We start from the raw sequence: 24,716 nt of genomic DNA, 5'->3' as shown, positions 1-24,716 counted from the left end.
TTTTTAGTGGTTACTGTTATCTTGTTGAAATTTTCCGGGATCTTCCGAGAACCTGGTATACTGATTGTTACTGTATATATCCAAATCACCCAACTGTCCCCTACGATGCTTCGCCAGTGTTAATCGGATCTTGTGCACATCGTCGTCTGGGCGGTGCAGGAATAAAATATTATCTGCATCTTGTTCTATTGCTCCAGATTCACGCAGTTGAGATAATTTCGGTGTTTCACCGTCAGCAGCACGGTTTAGCTGGGAAAGAGCCAGAACAGGAATATTCAGGGTCAGTGCCATCATTTTTAGTGCACGGCTGATTTCTGATACTTCCTGCTCACGAATAGCTCCCTTCCTTCCCGGTTTTACCAATTGTAGATAATCGAGTATCATAAAATCGCATCGTCCGTGCTTATGGTTGTTCCGTACGATGGCATAAACTTGTTCGATGCTCATTCCTGCGGCGTCTGAATATATAAGTGGAAGGTTTTCTAAGTTACCTGCTGCGATGTTAATTTGATCCCAATCACAACCATCCAAGTGCCCGTCGCGAATTTTCGATCGATAGACCCCACTAACTGTAGCTAGCTTGATACGCATAAGATCCTCCTTTCGCATTTCGAACGAAAAGATGTTTACCCAATGTCCATCATACGCTGCGCGTAGTGCAAAATGTAAAGCAAACGAGCTCTTACCTACTCCTGGACGCGCGGCCAGAATGCTCAGGTCGCCATCACGCCAACCACCTGTACTCATATCCAGCGACGGGAAACCACACGGAATTCCAGGGCGTTGTTTTTCCTTTAACCTGGCACAATCCTGTTCTATTTCCAGCAGGGTATCTTTCAACACAAGGCTTATATGGCTGCCACTATCGGCTACCGTAAATATATCTTCCAGTTCGTCACCGGCCAGTTTCCATTGCTGGCTTATCAAATCTACATCCTGCCCTTCATAACACATCTTTATGATCGCACTAGCTTTAGAGATAGACTCACGCTTAAAATGCATTTCTGCCACAATACGGGCATGTGCTTCAATATGCGCAGCCGATGCAACCTGCCGGGTTAACTGGACAAGGTAGCCGGGACCGCCTATTTCGTCCAGTAAATTCAGATCCTTTAATTCTTTGGTGACTGTTAACAGATCCACTTGCCTTTTACTGGCAACAGATCTTATGGTATCGAAGATCTTTTGATGCGTATTCAAGTAAAAGCAAGGGGTATCGATTATGCCTAAAACAGTTTCCAGTGCGTCCTTCTCTAAAAGCAATGCTCCCAGAACTGCCGCTTCTATATCTAAAGCTTGCGGTGGTATTTTATCGTATGTTTCGAGGGGTCGTTTCATTAGTTAAAATTTAAAGCCAGCGGGTTCGGGTGATTGTAATTTTACATGTTCATTAAAAACTACGTCATCTAGCCAGTGCTCGCCGTTCAGGTAGGTAGCGGGGTCCTTTCGGAATTGCTTGTCGGGTTTGGACTTTACATACTTGGGGACATGTGTCAGGATTTTGGTCTTATCCGCATCCGATAATTTGTTCCAAAGTACCAGGCACCTTTTCTTCCCGGTTTTCTTATCGTACAATTCCCAAAATTGATCAAACTTATTATCTGTATTCTTCTTATATTCTTCTATGACTGTGGCCCTTTGCTGGCCCTCTGTCGGCCTTTTCGCTGGCCCCTTTCCTTTGGTTTGAGATTGATAAAGTGCCCAGTTACAAATCGTTACAATACTAAATCGGTTGGCCCTTTCAATACTAATTGTTCCAGATTTTTCGAGTTTTGAAAGTGAAATCCGTACCTGTTTCTCAGTCAGTTCCAACTCAGAGGCCAGTTTTTTACGGCCTGTTATCAGTTGTCCAGGCTGAAGATTGTACCCCTTCCATTTCGAAAAACCGTAATTGGCTTTTAAAAGAAGGTGAATAAAGATCCGTAATACATTAGCGTCGGTATACCATTCCCAATTTAGTATCTCAATATGTAACTTAATAAAACGCATGGTTATGAAGTGTATTTAGACAGTCCAACTTCGTCTGATCATCAGTTACGCTAATTTCCGTATTCGTAGTAGGCGAATAAATACTGCTTTACTATTCTCCACCAACTGTATCGCTTGCCGTAATAACAACAAGTTGGTGAAACATCAAATTCTTTCAACGCCCTCACTACAAAATCCTTACTGTAAGGCAATTTCTTGTAATGGTACGAATTGCATCGCGTTCTAAGTTTTTTTGCTATACCCTGTTCCTTGATACATGTAGGTAGAGTTTCCGACTTACCGTTCAGCATAGTATATTCGATTTCCTGTAAGTAGGAACAGCTTTTACAACTACGCGTATCAGGGTTGCTATAACACCCTGACTCGTGTCGGCGGCATGTTTCTTCTTTGGCGTGCAGTTTGCCGCAAAAACCGCATTTAAAGACTAATAAAGTGTTCATTTTTTCGTGTGTTTTTATCGCGTTACTCATATTCAAATTGCTTACTTAAATTGGTTTGGAGGCATTTGATTTACGAAGTTTTCACATTCGTGTTTTTCGCCATAGTACGCATTTGACCAACCATCACTGCACCTGTATTCCCTCGGTACTACTTTGTATCCTAGCTGCTCATGCTTGATAACCTGAAAAGGCATCAGCTTGATTTCGATCTCATTCGTTTCTGTAATCATAACCTTTAATTTAATGGCTTAATAGCCTGTTCAACTTCACTTCTTTTGTAATAGACACGATTGCCAATACCGTAGGCTTTAAGTTTGCCCCGTTTGGTCCAATTGTGAATCGTAGATAAATCGACCTTTAACAGATCCTTTACTTCGTTGCGAGTAAGATATTCCTCGGGTTCCTTCGGCTGAAATTGCCGTTTCACCTCCTTGAAACCGTCCTGAATTTGGTCTTTCAAGGGTTGATTCAATTCATCTAGGATTGTACTGATGAATTGACCTAAACTTTTTATGTTTTTTTCGTTCTTCATATCGATACAAAATTGCATATAGAGAAATTGAACCAGGAGCACTGCGTGCAGAAAACTCGGGACTGGGTACCGTAAATAATTGAATTGGATTGCAAACGACAGAATAGGGGGCATTCTAAAGGAATAATGTGTAAAGCGATTGATTTTGTGATACGAAAGGGGTTATTCCCTTGATTTAAGCAGCACATAGATTAATAATTAATCCCGCATGACACAACTAGCCACAGAACTCAGTCTGACAGCCATTTATGCATCAAATCGAATACAAATATCCCTGAATTGATTTATTCCTAAAACCGCACTACTTAATAGATGGGCAAAGACTAAATTTAATTCCCAATAAAATTGAATGGTTGTTGTTTTATGACTACACAGAATAAGAATTCGAAAATCATATCGGAAGGATCAGTCATGTAATCTGTCTGTTATAATTTTCGCATATGATAATTAAAGTTAGTTACTTATTACCTTGTTCTTCTGTATTTCATATTCAAACTGCTTCACATGATCGATGGCATCTTTGTGTATATATTCCAGGAACTGCCTTTCTGTTGAATGTTTAGTGATCTGCATAAGTAACGGCGTCGGGTACTTCCCGTAATAATTCGTAGCAAAGCTCCTTCGCATAATGTGGCTGGATACAAGTTTCCATTTGGGGTACTCGCCTTTTTCTTTGCGGTTCGTCTTTGGATTATTCAATTCCCCGTACTCGTTCCCCGTGAGTCCGGCTAGTTCTGCTACCTTTTTTAACTGCCGGTTAAAATGTTGATCGGATATCTTCGGTGGGAATTCCCCATCATACTTATCCAATACTTCCCGAACCTCATCAAACAGTGGAATATAGAGTTCCTTGCCGGTTTTTTCATTCGACATATCGATCACTTCACTGCCGGAAACAACTTTCAGGTTCTCTTTTGTTAATCCCAATAAGTCTGAAACTCTTTGCGCTGTGTTACAACCAAGAAGTAACCAATCCCTGGCTATCTTCTGAGAATCATCCAGCTTATCACATTTTTTGATCGTTTCCAGTTCGTCGAGTGACAGTATGGTCTTAATTTTTCGTTCTCCACTGTACACCCCGATGTTTTTGACCTTCGGATGGTTCTTTTTATCGTCCTTGTCTCCAGCGTACAAACACATTGTTTTAAGTGCTGCAATATATCCACCAGTAGTTGACGGTCCGAGCTTTTCTTCTTCTGTCAGATACTTGTCAAATTCGATGGCGAACTTTGGAGAAACATCTTTAATGTAGTATTGTTTTGCTTTGTGCTTTTCAAAGCTGGACAGTTTTTCTTTTAATGTATGGTATTTCTGAACGGTACGCTTACTAACCCCTTTTTTCTTCCCTTTTTGAGGCTTATAAGGCAATATGGACTCAATGTAGTGATCCAAGTAGATAAGTAACCTGTCATCATCGGTAGCCTTTCGCATACCGAAAAAAGTATCGACGACCTCGTCAAGCCATATCTTAGTAATCTCTACCTCATCAAGAAGGGCCAGATCGTACTTATTATATATTTCTTCCCGTAATTCAATCAGCTTATTACGTTTCCGTTTTTCAAGTTCATCGTTAGCTTTGGGAAGACCATTTTTAATATCCCAGTTACTTTTTGTGATAGTAAAACCCGTCTTCCTTCTAAATATTCGTCCTACTCCATCCGATAGACGAGCGTGAATCGCATAACGTTTATTTTTAAGTATATTTATCTCGTAAGTAACTGTTGGCATAATGTTCTACTTTCAATAACTACCCCTTAAAAATATAAATATAATATCAATTTTATCTCAATACTATTCAATAAATGACAATATTATACAACATATTGGAAAACCTATTCTTGAGAAAAAGCATTGAAAGTTCCAGTATATATAAGGTTTTAGGGAATTTCAGGATAAGGCAAAATGGAAGTGCGCTGCTCCTTTACTGGGCACCAATTAAAAAAGCAACAATCACAGTACGATTGTTGCTTTTTTATTATCGATACCTTCTAACTATTTTAACTCTTGATTCAACGTTGTTGCCGTTGCAACATAAGTATCATGGCGTTTCCCCCATTGCTATTCCATATAAAAAACTTCTTCCAAAGGAACTGAAATAGGCGAATTATCCGGATTACATTTCATAATATCTTTCATATAAGCCCACCACTTCTGAACGATTTCGGTTTGTCCCAAATCCTGAGAGTTTCCGGTGCCACTGACTTTTTGAACGGCAAATAAGGTATTTGTTTCTTCATCCAGAAAAATTGAATAATCACTTATCCCTGCTTCTTTCAAAAGTTTTTTAAGTTCAGGCCATATCTCATTATGACGTTTTATGTATTCACTTTTTTGTCCTTCATTCAAATACATTTTAAATGCTGTTCTTTTCATCTCTTCTGTTATTTTAATTTTACAGACAGTTTTCAGTTTCCTTTCACTTCACAGGAATCAGTTTCACCTCGCTGTTAAGGCCGGCGGGCACGGTTTCCCAGTTGCCATAACCTGTACGTTTATAATTGAGATCTACCAAATTAATTTCTTTGAACTTACGCCATTTCACCCCCTCACGATCGAGTTGGGCGATACGATTGGCAGGCAAACCGGTCACCTCAATTTTGATGGTATTTAAACCGTCTTTAAGGTATTCGCCCACGAAAGTCCGGTAAGGAACAGCCCAAAGGGTTTGTACCTCTTTCCCATTCACAATTATGCGGGCTGTTTCGCGAACATCACCTAAATCCAGGATCCAGTCAGAAAATTCGCTTTTGTTAAAGCTGAAACTGATGAAATAAGCAGCAGTACCCCTATTGATTTTCGCTTCGGGAACATCCAGTTGTGTCCAGGGAATGAGCGATGGCAATTGAAAGGTATCTGCGATAGCAGGAATGCTTTTGGTAAAACTTAACTGCCAGTTGTTTTTCAATACGAATGGTTTTCCCTCCTCGTTTATATAAGGCCATACATCCACGTCAACATCTTTATCGGTAAACGTTTTAAGAATCACAGACTGTCCTGACTTCAGCTGAATGCGTACCAATGTTTCACCATCTTTGGTTTTAACAGCCGCCTTACCAATTTTTCCTGTCATCGGATCAAAAAATACTACCGACCGGGCTGATTTTGCCAAAGGAATCCATGCATCGGTATCATCGCTTTTAAGCGCCGAAATAAAATAATGGTAACCGTCTTTATTGCTTCTACGAATGTAGTGCAAACCGTTTTTCACTTTAAACTGCTCGGCTTTTACACCTGTAGTTGCCAATGTCGTTTTAAAGTCGGATCCGGTAATGATTTTACCCTCTCCAACCGGTTTAACCAGTGTTTCGGAAAAATCAGTTTCGGGTAACGCGGCCAAGGTATTTTTCAGCGTTTCCCTGCGTTCTTCCAATACCGAAAATCCGGGAACATCTGTCGGATAATGATCCATAAAAATAATCTGCGCTCCCTTCTCCGCCATCATCTTCAAACGGTTCAGGTTTTCGGTTCTGATTTTATTCACGCCCGGCACAATTAGAGCTTTATAACGAGCTCCGCCTGCGGTCACAATCTCACCGTTTTCTACTTTTGATGAACTGATAAAGCTGTCCGAGGTATAATCCACATCATAACCTGCATGACTGATTTCACTCACTACTTTTATAAATTCAGGGGCACGCTCTTTCATTTTGTGGATATCGAACATCAACAAACGTCCATCCTGATCGTTCCACATATCGTAAACCGGCAGATATACCAGAAAGTCGTTATCGGGTTTCCCCATTTGAAGGAAACTTTGCGAACGCGAAATGTATTTGAAGAATGGAGCCGCATCGCGCCAAAGCGGGTTAGTCGGACTCATATCCACCGAAGCATAAAACTTCCACCCCGGCCATTCGGCTTCTGCAGGGCTATAGGTGGTTCCATGAAAATACACGCGGTTTACTCCGGAAACAAACATCAGGTCGAGATCGGGCTTACACTGCGAAAACGAAGTGCGGAAGTGCTCGGTTAACCAGGTAAATGTTTCGGATGAAGTATAAGGTTTGCCAGAAATGTGCGCTGCCGACGATGCATATTTCAGCATCGAAAAGTCAGAATCATTGTGGCGTGTAAGCGAATCGTGTCGCAGTCCGTTAATGTGGAAATCTGACAAACCAAAACCTTCACATTCGGGCACATCTACCGCAGCATAAATATCGATTAAGTTACCAGGTGAACCGTGTGCCTGGTTTCGTGTTTTGCTGCCTGATTCGTGTGCCCATTCCGTCCACTGATTAGTAAAATTTTTAAGCAGAAGATCGGATAATAATTCACGATAGTCGGCAATAACACGCATCGTTGTATCATTACGTTCCTCGCTTAAAAACTCCGGCAAATAATCTTCGAGATTGTAATTGTAGTTTTCTTCAAAAGCTTCAAGCAAACCAGGTGTCCAGTCGGCACCATAAACCTCGTAACTATCGTTAAAAAAGTTATGTGGAACCGGTACTCCGCTATTCTCAAAAGCCTCGGTAAATTTATTCAGATAACGTGCAACCGCATCTTTCGAAAAGTGGTTAAGCACATTGCCTTCGCCACCCGGAGCCGCACGTTTTACCTGTTGGCGCGTACGTCCTTCGAAAAGTGCAATGAGTTCCCAGTTTCCATCCGGAGCCTTCCATTCTAACCTGTCGTTTACCAGCATTTTGGTCAGGTTCTTTTTTTCACCGGCATCGGAGAATGCCATTACGCGCACCAGCTTAGCCAACGACTTTTGTTTTTCATCGTCAACCGTAATGTCCCGGTTGAATATCTCGCCACCCGTCACATTGTAGCGTTGAACAATCAATTTGCAGGCAGCATCATCGGTGCTTACATCCGGGCCGCCAAAAGGCCATCCCGTTCCGGTGTTCATGTCAATAACCATCCCCAAGCGTTTGGCCTCGGATTGAGTATGATTATAGAGTTCCATCCAACGATCGGAAAGAAAATCCACTTCGTTATCATCGTTACCCTGCACGCCATAAATTGGCGTAATTTCCATCGTTCCAATTCCGGCTTCGGAATATGCTTCGAGATTTTTTGTCAGGTTGGCTTCATCCACTGCACTTCCCATCCACCACCAGCGCGAACCGGGTTTGGTTTCAACCGACTCTTTAGGCCAGTACACTGATGTATAGTTTTGCTTCGAATCAGTACACGACTGTCCAATAACAAGAAATGCGAAAAGTATAAGTAGATGAATTTTCTTCATGATTATTTTAGTTTGTATACTTCAGAACCGGCCAGTAAAAAACAACCTAATCCGTAATCTTCGAAATCAGGTTTGCTGGTGTAAGTTACAGGTTGTCCATCTTTTGGTTCTTTACCTGTCCCCTGCACAAATCCAAGGAATCCGTTATCGTGAACACCTTCGGTTGCCATAGCATTCCAGCCCTTTATAATAGCGGGCATATATTCTTTCTCATTCAAAAGTCCGTTGTTAACACCCCAGGCCATACCGTAAACAAACAGTGCTGTTCCAGAAGTTTCTTTTCCACCAAAATTTGTAGGATCGTGCAAACTCACATTCCAGAAACCATCTTCGCGCTGAAGCGGCAACACAGCTTCCATCATTTCTTTATAGGTATTCAAATATTCTTCGTGATGCGGATCATCCGGTAAAATTTCCATTACCTTCACCAGTGCTGCAATCACCCAGCCGTTTCCTCGGCTCCAGTAACAATCTTCACCATTTGGCTCCGTGTACGGTGGAAGGAAATCGGCATCGCGCCACCATAAGGCATCCTCTTCATTGTACAATCCTTGTGTTATTTTGGTGTCCATGTACATTTCGTACATCCTCTCCGAGTATTTCTGGTCGCCTGTTAGTACAGATAGTTTGGCAAAAACAGGCATGGCCATTTGCAGGGCATCAATCCAATCCCAGTCGTTTATTGTATCGCTCGCCACCATTAAATCAATGGCATGTTTAATATCGTATATACGCTCAGGTTTTGGTTCGATATTGTATAAATCGATATAAGTTTGACCGGCACAATGGTTATCGGCATAGCGCGATTTGTTTCCGTTGCGCAAGCCCCAGTTATGTGCCTGTCCCCAGTCGATGGCGTATTGCAGGTAGGCCGGGTCGGCTTTAATCTCATATAGTGCCATCAGCCCTTCGTAGTATACCGCGCGGGTCCATAAATTACTTGGACGTTCTTTATTGGTGATGACATTCACTCCCGGATCGGGCCACTTTTTCATTAGGTAATCGTTCGTTAGAACCATTTTATCAAGCACTTCTTTTTTATCAGGGAGTTGCTGCATACAGGCGCTCATGAATAACACCAATGCACAACTTATTGCTATCAGGTATCTTGTCTTCATCTTTTAATCGTTTAATTTAAATATCTGTGTAGTGAACATGTCCGCAAATTCTTAATTTGTTCTGTCAGTGTTTCGGCATTGAACTTTGCACCTACCGCATTGGTATGTGTATGGTCGCCGGGAAAAAATGCCTTCACTTTCTCTGCTCCCATTTTTTCGTATTTATCAGCAATTACATTGTTCAGATCGATAAAATAAGCTTCGTTTTGTCCTGCAGCCTCTTTTGCCCAGCCTCCGTAACTGCCGTCAACACGTTCCACTTTCCCATCCTTCCAGATGTTTCGAGGAATCATTGAGATCACGATCACCGAAACGCCCTTCTCTTTTGCCTGATTGATATAAGTTCCCATATACCAACCGTAAGTATGCACGGTTTCCGGGATTGAGTCATTCCGAAGAATATCCTGCGTTTCGTTTCCCATTCCCGGCAGCGATCCCCGATATTTTGCCTTGTCGATGTTCCCTCCATCGTTATGCCCGAACTGTATCAGCAGAAAATCACCGGCGCTGAGTTGTTGCAACACCTCGTCCCAAAGTCCTTCGTAGATGTAGGTCCGGCTGCTTCTCCCTCCACGGGCCTTGTTGATCACTTCAATACGGGTGGTATCCATAAAAGCCCACAACTCGCGTCCCCAGCCAACAATGCTGTCGTTTCCGTTGGCCACAGTTGAGTCGCCAATAATGAATACTTTCTTTTTTACCGGGAATGAAATTTTGGGATCTTCCAGCAAATAATTCTTCAACTTACACTGGTCTAACTCTTTCAATCCTTCAACAATAAGCGAAGCGGCTAACACAGCTCCTTTTGCTGATGTATGCGTATGATCGCGGCTAAAAAACAAGACTTCGGTAACATTTTCTTCTCCCCGATTTTCCATTTCGGAAGCCATTTTTTCATTCAGATCGATGAAAAAAGCTCCCTCTTCAGCGGCAACCGTTTTGGCCCAACCACCATAAGAATTATTGTTCCGAGGTACTTTGCCTTCTTCCCAATCGTTTCGCGGGATTGGTGCCATTACAACAGGAATAGCACCTTTTTCTTTGGCCTCGCGAATGTATTGCCGCATGTACCAGCCGTACGAATGCACAATCTCGTGTTTCCCTGTGATCAGATTATCGATCTCTTCGCTTTCTTCGCCGGTTCCCTTTATGGTTCCGCGGGCGCGAATGGTGTCATTCACAGCACCGGAATCATTGTGACCAAACTGCATCAAAACATAATCACCGGGTTTAAGTTTATAGAGAACAGGTTGCCACAAACCTTTGTCGCGAAAAGTGCGACTGGAAGTTCCTCCCAAAGCATGATTTTCAAGGTTAACTTTGGTGGTATCGAAATACTGTACCAGCGGATCGCCCCACCCCCATAAACCACCGGCACCATCACCCTGACCGTTTTTAACGGTAGAATCACCAATAGTGTAGATTGTTGGTTTTGTGGTATCGTCCTTTTGGTTTGTGCAGCCCAAAGCCAGTATCAGTACTAAAAATATGCTCGCTATTCTTGTCATTTTTTTGATCGGTTAAGAGGATTACTGGCGCAATCCGAAATAAAAATACAGTGTTCGTTCAACAGGTTTTTCCATTACGTTCAACTCTCCTGATGGTCCTAAATTCCAGGTGTCGTTACTTATACCCATTGCCAGTTTTGTACCAACCGGTGGTATTCCGTCGAGAAAGCTGATATTTCCAACAGGCAATTCAGGATAATTTTGTGGGCCCGATATACCATAAAAATCGAATAAACGGACGAACAAATCAGGCTCCTGAGCAACCACCGTAAATTTACCGTCGACGGTATTAAATTCCATCCAGTTGATATTGGCGTAATAACCTTTGAACTGCTCGCCCCAGCTGTTTGTAGCAGGAAGAATATTGTTGTAAAGCCGTTCATAAACATCCAGTTGACCGCCCTGCAAACGGTTTTTCCACACATGTGCAGGACCTTCTCCCAGCCATTTTGCACTGATGATATCCGATTCAGGATACTCAAAACTAATTCCGGTAAACAGCTGTTTGTCTGCCACCTGGTAGCTGTAATTTAATTCCAGCCATCCGCTTGGATACATGGTCCATTGTAGTTTTTGAATATCACCGTCGTAGGTCATTTCCACTACATACGCACCGTCTTTCTCGTGGTGAGAGATGTCTTTTAATTCAGCATTTCCGCTAACCAAAACGGGGCCATTTGTAAAAGGAATTGGCAAACCAAAATCGTTGGTCACTTTTAAAATCACACCATCAGTTTTACTAAAGCTAACGCCAATCCCTGAAGCTTTCAGCGTAATTTGCTCATCATCTTCTGTTAGTTCCACTTTCGCGCTAAGACCTGAATCATCGCCCTCCTGATGCTGAATAGGCAAAATGTTATCTTCCTCAATTCCTTGTGCTTTTAGTTCTTCCAGCAAGGTTTTCTCCTCGTCACTCAAGGTCTTCTCAACCAGTTTTAATACCTCTTTTCGGTTGCCATTGGTTTTCCAGCTCCAGCAATAAATTTCCTCGCCGTGCTGATCGAAAGCATACAAGTATAAGCCATCATATTTTTTATAATCTGAAGGTAAATTTAGTTTCAACTCTCCTTTGCTAACAGGTGCAATATCAGGTGCTGTTACGTTACCATTTTCCATTACAGTATATCCCGTTCCATGAGCTTCCGGATCAACAAAATTTACAAGTTTCCAGCTAAAAGTACATTTATTAAGGTTGGTGAAATGAAAACGATTTTCCACCGGAATTGTACCATCAAAATCTGTAGGCAATTTTTGAAGATCAACTTTCACGGAGGAGTAAATTTCGCGTAGAGCATAATAACTGCCTTCTTTTTCGCGATGTGGCCCAAGCACTCCGTCAGGAGCATTTACACGGTTTACATCGATTACATTGTTTAAATCAGTGCGTACAATTCCTTCGTCAGAGAAATTCCAAATGAAACCTCCGGCTCCTTTTTCCGAGTTCCAGAATAACTCCCAGAAATCGGCCAGTGAAGCAGCTGCACCACCGTCATCCTGGGCATGCAAAAACTCTGTTGGCATAAAGATCAGATCACCATCCAGTATTTTTTTCGAACTGTAATAATTCTCGTAGTGGTTGCAGTCAATTCCGTTATAATCGTTACCCGGACGATGATGCGCATGAATAACCGGACGTTTCGACGGATCGTAAATGTCGTAATCATCGTCCAGTTCTTTGTTTGTACCACCTTCGTTTCCGTTGCTCCATAAAATTATTGAAGGATGGTTCACATCGCGGATGACCATTTCACGCACCAGCTTTTCACCTGATTCGGTATCGTAGGCATTTTGCCAGCCGGCCAGTTCATCAAGAACATACAAACCCAATGAGTCGCAAAAATTCAGAAAACTTTTATCCGGTGGATAATGTGCACAACGAACCGCATTCAGGTTCATTTCTTTCATCAATTTCACATCGTTCAGGTCGATACGCGCATTACTGCAACGTCCTGTCTCCGGCCAGAATACGTGACGGTTGATACCTTTCATTTTTATTTTTACACCATTCAGGTAAATACCGTCGCCCTCGCGAATTTCGATGGTGCGAAAGCCGAACTTTTCACTCAGTGCATATTTTGTTGTAGTTCCTTCTTTCAAGCTAACTTTTACTGAATAGCGGTTTGGTGTTTCGGCGGTCCAGGTTGCCGGATTATCCACTTTACAATTTAAAGTTACCAATGAGTCCTTCGGGTTGATATCGCTTTCGCAGGTTTTAACCACATTGCCGTCAGCATCAAAAATTTCAGCGTAAATTGATTGTTTCTTTTGCGTATTCACCGGGAATACATCCATTCTGAATGAACCGTCGGCTGCGGCATCTATAGCCACACGTTCAATGTAAGATGCTGGAAAGGCTTCCAAATATACCGGACGAAAAATACCACCAAATATCCAGTAGTCGGCATAACGTTCGGCACGGTTTACCGACTGGTTCGCTGAGTTTTTATGAACCGTAACTTCCAGCTCATTCTCACCGGCTTTTAGTTTATCGGTAATATTGTAGCGGAATTGATAGAACGCACCCTGATGAATCGGGCCGGCCAATTCGCCGTTGATTTTCACCTCAGTATCAGTCATCGAGCCTTCAAAAACAATAAAGATTTCGTTGTCATTCCAGTTTTTAGGAATGGTAAAATTGTGTTTATAAATTCCTGTTTCGTCGCTGAATATAAATTTTTTACCATAGGTGCGGTAATCGCGGCCATAGTCGTATTGCCCAAATCCTTGTTGCTCCCAATGTGATGGAACCTGTATTTTCGACCATTCGCCACTATTGCGTCCGGCAGTACAGAAAAAATCCCAGGTTACGGTGTTCTCATTATCGGTTCCGGATAAATACTTTACCTGTTTTATGACGGGTTGAGCTTGTCCTGTAAAAATCAGCAAGCTTAAAAGCAGAATTGTTAAGGTACTATGAGTTCGAATCATCGTTTGTTTGTTTAAAATTTAGTGAATTGTCAAATTGAAGGAGTTACCTTTCTTTTTAATAATTACCTGCTTGTTCCCGGCATCAAACTCCCAGGAGTCTGCATTATCTATATTCTCAGGCGAATTATCGCTGTACAGAATAATTGCATACTCGTGTTCTCTTTCGCCATTTAATTCGATTACAGAAGCTGCATCTTTCACCGAAATATGAACCGGTGTATGATAGAATCCATCTCCCAAAGGCTCATAATAGGTCAGATCTGAATTTTCATTGGCAACAATGTATACCGTAATCTTTTCTGAAAACAGCGTTGTATCGCCATTGGCAATAACCTGCCCTGTGGAAGGATTAACAGGAACTATGGCAGCTCCAACATTTTTAATTTGCTGCTCAATACTTAGTTCCGGTTTTTCGGTTAGTTGATTTTCGGTCTTTACGATTTGAGGCTGTTCTATATTTTCGCAATCCACCAATTCAATTGGTTTCCCCGTCGTTGTTTTCAGCAGAACGTTATTCATCTTCCAGTTACTGGCATAGGTCAGTTTCCCACTATGTTCGGCCTCTATCAGAATATCGTTCCAATTGATATTGTGTATCGGTTTTTCGGGATACGCGTTAGCATAAAAAGCCTCCTTTGCATTCACTACTTTAATATCGCTCAGCGTAATATTACGGAACTCAGGAATACCCAATTCTTCAGGTTCAACGCGTTGACTTAACACCCGCCAACGGTCTTTAATTTCCTCTTCCGGAATATTATCGGGAATTGTGCAGTAGCTGTATTCCGGGTACCAGTTCAACTCGAAATGAAAAGGATTGGCCACATCTTTCATTTTAATGTCGTGGAAATAGATATTCTCGATCAATCCACCACGTACTTTTGCCGATTTAAATCGAATACCGATGTTGGTTCCAACGGCCTCCAGTCCGTACACTTCAATGTTTCGCATTCCTCCCGAAGTTTCGCTACCCAGCGTTATTAAACCATGACCGGACCGGGTAATACAATTACGGTAAACAATGTTTTCTGCCGGGCGGTTAACACGCAGCCCATCGGCATCTTTACCGGCTTTTATACAAAGATTATCATCATTACAATCGATATCGCAATTTTCTACCAGCACATCTTTTGAAGAGTCGGTATCGATACCGTCTGAACTTGGTCCATGGCCACCAATGTTATTTTGCACCACTACGCCATCTACATGAACCCGCGTACTGTAAGTCAACGACACTGTCCAAAATCCGGCACGCTGCACCGTAAAATCTTTTAATAGCACATCTTCCGATTCCCAGACGACAACCGGACGAACACGCTCGCAATCGTAATCAACTGCCCAGCGTATTCCTTTTTCGATATATTCGGGATACATTCCTCCTGATCGTGGCGGATCGCCCCAAAATTTATCCCACCAGTATTTTCCGTTTCCGTCGATTGTGCCTTTTCCGGTAATCCGCACGTTCTTTTCGTCGTAGACATTTATAAGCGCAGCCGGCCACTCCATTTCAATACCCGCAATACGCGTGGCCAAACGCGGAAAGTGATCATTGTCCTGAATAGCCTGAATAACCACACCTTCGCCAATATGTAGCTCAACATTCGATTTTACAAAAAGGGCGCCCGACAGATAAGTTCCGTCCGGAAAAATTACTCTCCCCCCACCAGCAGTAGAAGCAGCATCGATCGTCTTTTGGATTGCTTCGGTTGCCAATGTTTTACCATCAGCCAAAGCCCCGTAGTCTGCTACATTAAAATCCGTTTCAGGAATGCTGGCAAAAGAATCGTTGTAAAAAATTCCCTCCAGACGTTGAACCAGTTCACTTTTCTTTTCGTGTTGACAGGAAAAAAACAGAAACGCAAGTAGTATGTATATTAATTTGATTTTCATCCATTTGTATTCTTAATTCCAGAGGCGTTCGAACGCTAAGACTTATTGGGTTTACCCCTCTTTTGGATAACTTTTAGTTGAAAGCGAATAATCTTTACTTTAATGACTGATTTGCAAGCCTCATTACCTAGCTTGGATTTAAAAATTTTAGTTGTCCCAACTATTTTTCGAAGTTAAAATTCAACACATTTTCATGAATAAACTCCTCACCTTCAACCGATTTAACCGAAATATTTTTCAGGTTTACGTTTTTTACGGGAAGCTCTTCGTTACCCAAAATGCGGGAAATAAATTTCACATCATTTGCCTCAAAGTTCTCCAGATAGATATTCGAAATTGTCGTCAATCTTCTTTCGTAAGTTGGCACCAAATTACGCCACTGGTAAAGCACATCGGTTTCAATTCCCAAAATTCCTTCACTCATTTTATCCGCCTTGATATTGCTTACATGAATATTGTTGATGAAACCTCCACGGCGTTCGTTGGTTTTCAGAAATACAAGGTGAAACATGTTTGCTCCATCGGCTACCGTACAACTATCCATAAATACATTTTCGACACCTCCCGACATTTCACTGCCGACTGCCAGCAGCTGATGCCCGTTTTTAACCGTGCAATTCCGTATAACCAAATTTCGTGTGGGAGTATTCAGGCGCCAGGCATCCTGGTTTCTTCCTGATTTCACAGCAATGGCATCGTCGCCCTGATCGAATTCACAGTCTTCAACTAGCATATTTTGTGTCATTTCGGGGTCAACACCATCGTTGTTGTGTCCATGCGCAAATACCTTCAGGTTCCGTAAAACCACATTCTTACATAAATAAGGGTGAATGGTCCAGAACGGGCTGTTGGTAACTTTAATTCCATCAAGCAAGACATTCTCGCAACGGTTCAGCTGAATAAAATGCGGACGTAAATTTGCGGTATCGTTTACCATTATCCGCTCTTCAACCGGCACTCCGGCAGATGCCATTTCGTACAGTCTTTTCAGGCTATTCATGTGTGGTCGCGGACGGGAAAACCAGGTTCTCCACAGATCCATTTTAGCTTTTAATTCGCCTTCGCCCGTAATGGCCACATTTTTACACTCGTAGGCATAAACCAGAGGCGAATAATTATAACACTCCATTCCCTCCCAGGTGGTATGAACTGCAGGCAAATAATCATCGGGGTTATCGTTAAAGAGCAAAACCGCTCCTTTTTCCAAATGAAGATTTACATTACTTTTAAGATGAACTTTACCGGTCAGCCATTCACCCTCGGGAATGATTACGGAACCACCTCCGGCCTGATTGGCTGCATCAATGGCAGCGGTAATAGCAGCCGAAATTAGTTGTTGATCTCCTTGTACTGCGCCAAAATCTGTAATCGGGAACTTTGCACATTCGCTGAAATCAGGGTAAATGATCTCAGGCATTTCAAAAGGTGCATTAACTTTAATGGATTGCTGTTGAACCGGTTTGGTTTTCGTGCCACAAGACATTGTTGTCAGCAAGATTATTACTACAAGTAAATTGTTAAGATTAGTCATAATTGTTGTTTTCATTTTTTAATTCATCATTTTTTCAATTCCCATTTCCAGACCACATAACTCTGCCAAACCTTTCAATCTTCCGATTAGCGGGTAACCGGGATTTGCAGATTTGTCATAATCATCCAGCATTTTTATACCATGATCCGGACGCACGGGAATACGAACATCGGAACGACCTTCGGCAATCCGACGTTTCTGTTCTTCAAGCAGTGCTTTCATAATCGGAAATAAATCCACATCACCATAGATGTGCCCCGACTCATGAAAACAGCCATCAGGGAGAAAAACATTGTTTCGTAGGTGCGTAAAATGGATTCGATCGCCAATTGATTTTACAATAGCCGGCAAATCGTTTGACTGGTTAACTGATAACGACCCGGTGCAAAAAGTAACTCCGTTGGCAATTGAATCATACTGCTGACAAATCCACTCTAAATCTTCTTGTGTACTCACAATTCGGGGCAGCCCCAAAACGGGGAAAGGCGGGTCATCCGGATGGATACAAAGTTTTACTCCAGCTTGTTCTGCCACCGGAACCACGTCGCCTAAAAACAGGCGTAAATGTTCGCGTAAGCGGTTTGCGTCAATATCCTTATAAGTGTCGATAAACTCGAGAAAGAGCTTTTTATAGTCTGGCGCCGAACCGTCAATTACACCATCAATAAAACCCTGTGTAACTACAATGATATTGTAGGCCAATAATTCCTTTTGCTCTTCGCTCATCGAAGCTGCAAGCTTTTTGGCTTTTATAACGATATCTTGCGGATAATCCGCTTCTGCACCCTGTCTTTTCAGAATATAAGCATCGAAAGCAACAAAAGTCGGGAAATCGAAGAACATAACTTCGCCGCCATCATCCAGCGTATAATGAAGATCGGTCCGTACCCAATCAAGCACCGGCATAAAATTATAGCATATACAGTCGATTCCGCATTTACCAAGATTTCGTATCGATTCCTGATAATTTTTTATCAAACGAGGGTAATCGTGATTATGTGTTTTTATTCCTTCTGAAACCGGCAAACTTTCAACCACACTCCAACGCATGCCATGCGCCTCAATCTGGTCTTTTACTTTTAGAATCTCCTTAACCGGCCACACTTCTCCATTCGGAATATGATGCAAAGCAGTAACAACTCCTTCAACGCCCATTTGCCTTAAATCAGCTAATGTCACGGAGTCTTTCTCCCCAAACCATCGCCATGTTTTTTCAAGAGCCATCTTCGTCGAATTATAAATTACACTCCACTGAAAGAACTAAATCCACCATCTACAGGGAGTATTACACCTGTAATAAAAGAAGCTTCATCAGAACACAGAAATTGTACTGCGCCGTTTAATTCTTTAATATCTCCAAATCGTCTCATTGGCGTTCTTGCCAACACCTTTTTACTTCTTTCGGTGTATGAACCATCGGGATTGATAAGTACATTCCTGTTTTGATCACCAATAAAAAAGCCCGGAGCAATCGCATTCACACGTATTTTTTCGCTGAACTTGGTAGCCATTTCCATGGCCATCCACTGGGTAAATATATTAATGGATGTTTTCGCGGTTGAGTAGCCCAACACTCTTGTAATGGCCGAATAGGTCGCCATTGAAGAAATGGTGATAATGCTACCTTCTCCCCGTTTTGCCATCGCTTCTCCAAATACAAGACTTGGATACACGGTGCCGTTCATATTCAAATCGTTCACGCGTTCAAAGTCCTCGATTTTCATATCAAAAACAGTCTGATCTTCGGTTAATGTTGCACCGGGTAAATTTCCCCCTGCAGCATTAATGAGAATATCGATTGAACCCCATTTTTCTAGCAGGGCATCGCGCGTATGCTTCAGGTCATTCATATCCAAAACACTCGATACAAAACCAAACGCTTCGCCACCCAGTTCCTTCAACTCATCAACTCTGTTATTAACGTTTTCCTCGCGTATATCAAGAATAGCAACTTTAACACCTGCTTCAACAAGGCTTCGGGCAATACTTCCACCCAAAACACCGCCTCCGCCTGTCACTACCGCTACTTTTCCTTTTAAATCAAACATTCTTTTCAATTTTAATTATTTATGGTTTGTGTTTCAGGAGATCCAAAACAAGAACTTTTTGTTTCACCAAAATTGATCTCAATTTTATCTAATACGACTCCCGGGTCAATCATTCTGATGGTCAGTGTATGGTTTCCTTCATTTTCAATTTTTGCGTTGATTGACGCGATGGAAACAGCCTGCAAAACATTCTTTTGCCATTCCGTATTGTATTCATCCATCTCAGTTTTCAACCCGGCATTTACAATCACAGGATCGCCATTGTCGATACTTACTGCAAAACGAAGTTTGTAGTCCTCATTGACTGGTTGATTTGGCAGGCAGTAAAATTTCAGTTCAACCTCGCCTATGGAATTATTGTAGAAATCGTAAAATAAAGCCGGTGATTGGTTTAATTCATCCAATTGAAATGAGGTGGCAGTAACCGGATAAGTTCCAACAGCGTCGCTTGTTCTGCCTAAACCCTGGATTGTTTGCCAATAGCAGGCACTGGTATTATCCTTGTCTTTAAAGTTCTCAGCTTCAATTGCAATCATCCCGTTGTCTTCAATAAATAGCTTACCGTCAACTGAATATAGTTCAGTTTTTACTGCGCTTATCCTAATAGGGTAACTCTGATTATTTATTTTAAATACGACTTCAGAACTGATCGTATCAACTGTTGAGATTGCATTCCAATCGATCGAAATCCAAATGCGTTCATCACCGTCAGTTGTTCCAGACAGTTTAGAAGCCTTAATCCATGGCTCTATTTCTTCAATCTTCCAGTCCAAGTGTTGATTGCCGGAATTAAAAACATCAATAAAATAGCGACGATCGGTAGATGAATTAAAAACAGGCAGACAGGCTTCTGCAGATTCGGCAGGTTTTGTATATCCTTCCGGAATAAGTCCTCCTGCAAGCTCTTGTTCAGGATCAAAATGTCCGCATGGCGCTTCATCAAAAACCGGTAATTCGCGAGGATTATAACTCATCATGGATTTCCATTTCCCGTTCGCTAGCGAATCGTTGTAATAGGCAGTTTCCTTTTTTATCTTTTCAAAAGCTGCTTTCGATTTTTGGGCATAGAGATTCGCACTTGTCCGGCCTTGTTCGGCGTAAACCCGACTTTTGTATGCATACAATATCTTTTTATTCATGTTTGCTGCACCTATAACTTTGTAAGCCACCAATTGATAAAAAGCGTCTTTTAAATGTGCAGGCATTTGCTGTAGCAGCTTTTCAGCCTGCGCTTCCAACTCTTCGTAAGCATCGATACGTGCCTGTACTTCATCACCATTTTGAAATAAGGAAAGTTCCGGATCCTGAATTTCGATGTTGGGATAAACCTGATTATACCCCATGTGTTCAGGTTTTCGTGAAAAACCAAGCTGAAAATAGTTGCTAAGCAATTCACCAATTTCATCAGCATACACATTCCCGAATTGTGCTTCTGCAAAATCGGTATAATATGAGTTTAATGTTTCCGATGAAAATTGATCAGGATCCCAGGCCATATCCAGAAAGAAATTCATACCGATTTCGTTGGGTTTAATATCTCCCACATTCACAATCCAGATATCCTTTGCGTTGGTTTGGTATGCTTTGTTCATCTCTTCCCAAATCAGTGAAACCGGAACCGATTCGAGCCAAAGAAAATCGTGCGGGCGTCCCCAGTATGAAATGTGGTAATAAACACCCGCTCCTCCTGATCGTCTGCGTTCTTCCTCGTTCGATAACTGGCGGATATATCCATGATTATCATCGGGCCAAATAAGCGTTACATCATCCGGAATTTGAGCACCGTTCTTATAAATCTCCAATACTTCTTTGTAAGGTACGAATGCCTGCGGAATGGCTGTAATTTCTTTTTTTAGCACATCATTCAACATTTCACGCTGATCGGTGATAATTGTTTCCAGCATATCCACCTTCCCTTCTTTGGTGAGGCTTCCGCGCATCCCGGAATCATGAATCCCACGCATTCCGAGTGTTACAATGTATTTATCTTCCGGCTTTAACTCTTCAATTCGGCCTCTCCAATATTCCTTTACAACAGTGCTGTTAATTGAATAGTCATATTCTCCATACTGGTCATGATCCCACTCCCTGACATTACTTCGTAACATCGGTTCGGCATGCGAAGTGCCCACAACAATTTGATATTTTGCGGCCATCTCCTTGTTTCCGGGAATGGTGTAAAAAGATTTTGTGCAGGGGTGCATTGCAGGCCAGATTGCATTAGCCTTTAGACGAAGAAGCAATTCAAATATTTTTTCATAAGTTTTGGGTCCAATATCACCGGTTTCCGGTTCAAATGTTTTGGCCGCCCACGGGTGTAATCCCCAATCCTCATCGTTTAGAAAAATCCCACGAAACTTTACTTTTGGAGCATCTTCTATCAGTAAATTATTAGGTAAAGTAATTGTTTCCTTCTTTTCAGGATGAACATCGTTCCACCAGTACCACGGAGAAACTCCAATCATTTTGCAAAGCTCCATTAAACCAAAAGCAGTTCCGCGAGGATCGCTTCCAACAACCAGCAGCGTTTGTTTGCTTCCGTTGTTGCCCGGAACTGACTTAATAACAAAAGCCTCCCATTTTTCCTTCAATTCATCGGTATCGATTCCGTTCTGTTGACATGTTTTGTCGAAGTCGTCGTTCATACCCAAGGTTCCGACTTTTATCTGAAAATCAGATTCGCTTTGGTTAACTATTTCCGGCTTCCTGTTGCTAATTCTTTCAACATCCTCCGCAAATAGTTGAGCGGCCGTTTGAACCACTCCATCCTCGTTAACAACGATATCTACAACACTTTTGGATGATGAAATAATAAACTCCCCTTTTGTACAGGCACTCATTACCAAGGCCAATACGGCAAAAATTAAAGGACGTGGGAAATAAAATGAATTCATTGGTCGTACTATCACATTAGTTGAATTATTCTTTCTTAACTACTAGTTACCGTCGGGTTTTGCAATTTCTACAGAAGGGCTATCGGGCCAAAAGAAGCCCTCAAAAGGATCGGGTTGTGACGGATCAAAATTCCCGAAATCATCCACGACATATTTTGCCAGATCCAGCTTTTGCTCAATAATTCCCTGAACTACACATTTTGCCAGTTCGTAGGCACCGTAGGCATTAAAGTGTGTATTGTCGGCCAATGGTTCTTTCTGATTTGGAAATGTGTTGGCCGGATAATGTACAAAAGCCTTTTTTGAATCCTCTACGCCCAGCGCTTCATAAAAACTCTTGCTCATGGCGTTCAGGTCAACCAGCGGAATATTCTCTTTTGCTGCCAATTGACGCATAGCATCGGGATATTCTTCAAGTGTATTTTCAATTTTACCGTTTTCGTCAAACTTTCGCCGGTTTGTTGAGGTCACAAAAACCGGCTTCCCTCCTTTTTTTCTGGCTTCGTTTGCAAAGAACATTAACTGTTCCTGGTAAGTGGTAAACGGTTCCACATGATTTCCTCCAGGTTTCTGGTCGTTATGCGCAAATTCCATAAACAGGTAGTCGCCGGGTTTCATCCCGCTGATGATTTTCTTTAAGCGGTTTTCTCTTCTGAAAGCTTTTAGCGTTTCTCCCGATTCAGCAAAATTAGCTACTACAATTTCCGGTTTCAGGAAACGGGTAACCATTTGTCCCCACGATGCCCAAGGTTCATAATCCTGATCGGTTACGGTTGAATTTCCTGCAAGAAAAATAACAGGAAGGTCGTTGGACTCTTCAATTACAATGGAGCGTACCGATGGATTTTCGCCATTAAATTCGAGATTCAGACTTTTATCCCAGTTTTTATAGGGTAATTCCCTTGATTTTAATCGAATACTTTCTGTTGCATTAATTTGTGGAAAACGAACATCTACAACAATAGTTTTTGTTACAGCTTCACCTTTTTCGATTTCAATATTCTCGAGCATTAAGCGTCGTGATTCAGCTTTAACAGTAATCGCCGATTTTTCTTCCGAACTTCCTAAAACCATCGTGATTTTGTAGCGTCCTTCCGGCACGTCAAGCTGAAAATAAAAAGGAGCTGCCGAACTTAGTCCGTCACTTAATAAGTTATCCGATTTCTTTTGCTTGAACGATTGGATTGTTCCAAATGGAATTATCCCCAAACCTGTCTCTTTTGAATAAATTGTTTCAGCTGTAATCGGTGTAAATCCTTCCTGCACTTTTCCGGAACCAAAATCGAATTTCCATGTCTTTGGTTTACTTTCCTGGTACAACATGGTTGCACTATCGTTAATACGAATATCGTGTTTTTTAACCAGTTCAATCATTTCGGCACCGGCCAGTAAAACAGGGCCATACCCATGCGCTGCAAAAACATTAACCGGACGGTAGTAATAAAATGCCGGATCGAAACCCATTCCGGTTCCAACGCAGGTTCCTTCCACCTGACCTTTTTCGTTTACTTTGCTGGCAACAGAATTCCATGCCAGGCAAACCATTGGTCCATATACTTTGGCATCTACATATCCACAATTGATTGCACGTGCAATTGAGTAAGTATAAATGGCCGTAGCTGAAGTCTCGAGATAAGAATCATTTCTATCGATTAACTGATGCCAAAACCCCGTGCCATGTTGATAATTTGCCAGACCTCGAATATGGCGTTGTAACAAATCCAGCACCTGATCGCGCCCCGGATAATCTGTTGGCAGAACTTCCAGTAATTCAACCATTGTCATTACTGCCCAACCATTTGCACGTGCCCAGTGAAACTGCGGGTGTTCTTCCATTTCCTGAATCCAGCCGTGCATAAACAGGCCTTTATCGTAATTGAACATACGTTTTCCAAACTGCAGCACTTGTTTTACCGCATCCTCAAAATATTTTGTTTCGCCAGTGTAATTCCCCATTTGAGCGAGAGCCGGAATACTCATAAATAAATCGTCGAGCCAAATTGAATTGGGTTGCGGGCGGTTTCGGGCCAGTGTTCCATCTTCCAAACGAAACTCTTTATTGCTGATATAATCGATGTAATTATCGATGATCCAATCCAGGTTTTCCGCTTTATCAGCGTTTACCGTTTTAATCATGGCCGCACAAATAGCTCCGCAATCATCGAGTGCATGTGGATGCAGCGAATGATACAATTGGTAATCAACTCCCGGATTATTCTTTTCAAAATCAGAAAAAGCTGATAGTGCTTCCGACAAAAATCCTAATCGTTCGCTTACATATTGCGAATACTGCTCGTCGCCGGTTTGTTGTGCAGCCAAAAGCATTCCGGCATAGGTTACGCCCCACTCATAACTATTCAGGCGGAAATCACCGGGTTTCATAATGGTGTTTTGATCTACCGCTGAGAAATCAGTAATCACTGCTCCTGAATTTTTATCGACTAATTGTGCCGGAGTAACCTCGTCAAGGTAATTATAAATCCGTGCCAGTACTTGCTCAATATCATTAATCTCAGGAGCTCCGTAGGCATGCGGGTAATCCGGTTGCATCAAATGAAGCGGAGTTGTTACATCGTTAACTTGTGCAAATACTACATTGCAAACAGGAACTATCAGGCTGATAATCAAAAATATTCGTTTCATA

At 42.0% G+C, this 24,716-nt stretch carries 15 protein-coding genes and 1 pseudogene; all 16 read right to left on the bottom strand.

What is annotated here, in order from left to right; genetic code table 11:
• Positions 1-3: 3 nt before the first annotated feature.
• Positions 4-954, bottom strand: a complete 951-nt coding sequence (locus SLH46_RS09370) for a DnaB-like helicase C-terminal domain-containing protein (RefSeq protein ID WP_320280917.1) — start codon at positions 952-954, stop codon at positions 4-6.
• Between the two features lie 60 nt (positions 955-1,014).
• A pseudogene (locus SLH46_RS21680) lies at positions 1,015-1,338 on the bottom strand (DnaB-like helicase N-terminal domain-containing protein); the annotation flags it as partial.
• Positions 1,339-1,341: 3 nt separating this feature from the next.
• The gene (locus SLH46_RS09365; protein WP_320280916.1) at positions 1,342-1,989 is read right to left on the bottom strand and encodes a hypothetical protein; all 648 of its coding nucleotides are present in this window, start codon (positions 1,987-1,989) and stop codon (positions 1,342-1,344) included.
• A gap of 675 nt (positions 1,990-2,664) precedes the next feature.
• The gene (locus SLH46_RS09360; RefSeq protein WP_320280915.1) at positions 2,665-2,961 is read right to left on the bottom strand and encodes a helix-turn-helix domain-containing protein; all 297 of its coding nucleotides are present in this window, start codon (positions 2,959-2,961) and stop codon (positions 2,665-2,667) included.
• 453 nt (positions 2,962-3,414) lie between these two features.
• The gene (locus tag SLH46_RS09355; protein ID WP_320280914.1) at positions 3,415-4,689 is read right to left on the bottom strand and encodes a tyrosine-type recombinase/integrase; all 1,275 of its coding nucleotides are present in this window, start codon (positions 4,687-4,689) and stop codon (positions 3,415-3,417) included.
• A gap of 330 nt (positions 4,690-5,019) precedes the next feature.
• Entirely contained in the window at positions 5,020-5,334 is a 315-nt protein-coding gene (rhaM, locus tag SLH46_RS09350; RefSeq protein WP_320280913.1) for an L-rhamnose mutarotase, read from the bottom strand.
• A 43-nt stretch (positions 5,335-5,377) separates the two neighbouring features.
• On the bottom strand, positions 5,378-8,155 hold the full coding sequence (locus SLH46_RS09345) for an alpha-L-rhamnosidase (RefSeq protein WP_320280912.1): 2,778 nt from the start codon (positions 8,153-8,155) through the stop codon (positions 5,378-5,380).
• A gap of 2 nt (positions 8,156-8,157) precedes the next feature.
• Positions 8,158-9,273, bottom strand: coding sequence for a glycoside hydrolase family 88/105 protein (locus tag SLH46_RS09340; RefSeq protein WP_320280911.1), 1,116 nt, complete (start codon positions 9,271-9,273; stop codon positions 8,158-8,160).
• Positions 9,274-9,284: 11 nt separating this feature from the next.
• Complete coding sequence (locus SLH46_RS09335; protein ID WP_320280910.1) at positions 9,285-10,781, bottom strand: rhamnogalacturonan acetylesterase; 1,497 nt, start codon at positions 10,779-10,781, stop codon at positions 9,285-9,287.
• Positions 10,782-10,802: 21 nt separating this feature from the next.
• Positions 10,803-13,709 (bottom strand): glycoside hydrolase family 2 protein, encoded by a 2,907-nt coding sequence (locus SLH46_RS09330; RefSeq protein WP_320280909.1) that lies wholly within the window; start codon positions 13,707-13,709, stop codon positions 10,803-10,805.
• Positions 13,710-13,727: 18 nt separating this feature from the next.
• Positions 13,728-15,599: a glycoside hydrolase family 28 protein gene (locus SLH46_RS09325; RefSeq protein ID WP_320280908.1), complete on the bottom strand. Its 1,872-nt coding sequence runs from the start codon at positions 15,597-15,599 to the stop codon at positions 13,728-13,730.
• A 160-nt stretch (positions 15,600-15,759) separates the two neighbouring features.
• Positions 15,760-17,145, bottom strand: a complete 1,386-nt coding sequence (locus SLH46_RS09320; protein ID WP_320280907.1) for a glycoside hydrolase family 28 protein — start codon at positions 17,143-17,145, stop codon at positions 15,760-15,762.
• A 3-nt stretch (positions 17,146-17,148) separates the two neighbouring features.
• Positions 17,149-18,354, bottom strand: coding sequence for a mannonate dehydratase (uxuA, locus tag SLH46_RS09315; RefSeq protein ID WP_320280906.1), 1,206 nt, complete (start codon positions 18,352-18,354; stop codon positions 17,149-17,151).
• Positions 18,355-18,371: 17 nt separating this feature from the next.
• Positions 18,372-19,178 (bottom strand): SDR family oxidoreductase, encoded by an 807-nt coding sequence (locus tag SLH46_RS09310; protein ID WP_320280905.1) that lies wholly within the window; start codon positions 19,176-19,178, stop codon positions 18,372-18,374.
• An 11-nt stretch (positions 19,179-19,189) separates the two neighbouring features.
• Entirely contained in the window at positions 19,190-22,072 is a 2,883-nt protein-coding gene (locus tag SLH46_RS09305) for a glycosyl hydrolase 115 family protein (protein WP_320280904.1), read from the bottom strand.
• Between the two features lie 42 nt (positions 22,073-22,114).
• Complete coding sequence (locus SLH46_RS09300) at positions 22,115-24,715, bottom strand: glycoside hydrolase family 88 protein (RefSeq protein ID WP_320280903.1); 2,601 nt, start codon at positions 24,713-24,715, stop codon at positions 22,115-22,117.
• Between the last annotated feature and the right edge of the window lies 1 nt (position 24,716).

Origin of the sequence: Draconibacterium sp. IB214405, from assembly GCF_033963885.1 — a bacterium.
Lineage (GTDB): Bacteria > Bacteroidota > Bacteroidia > Bacteroidales > Prolixibacteraceae > Draconibacterium.
The sequence above is the reverse complement of the archived record's forward strand: the minus strand, read 5'-3'. Positions and strand labels throughout refer to the sequence as shown.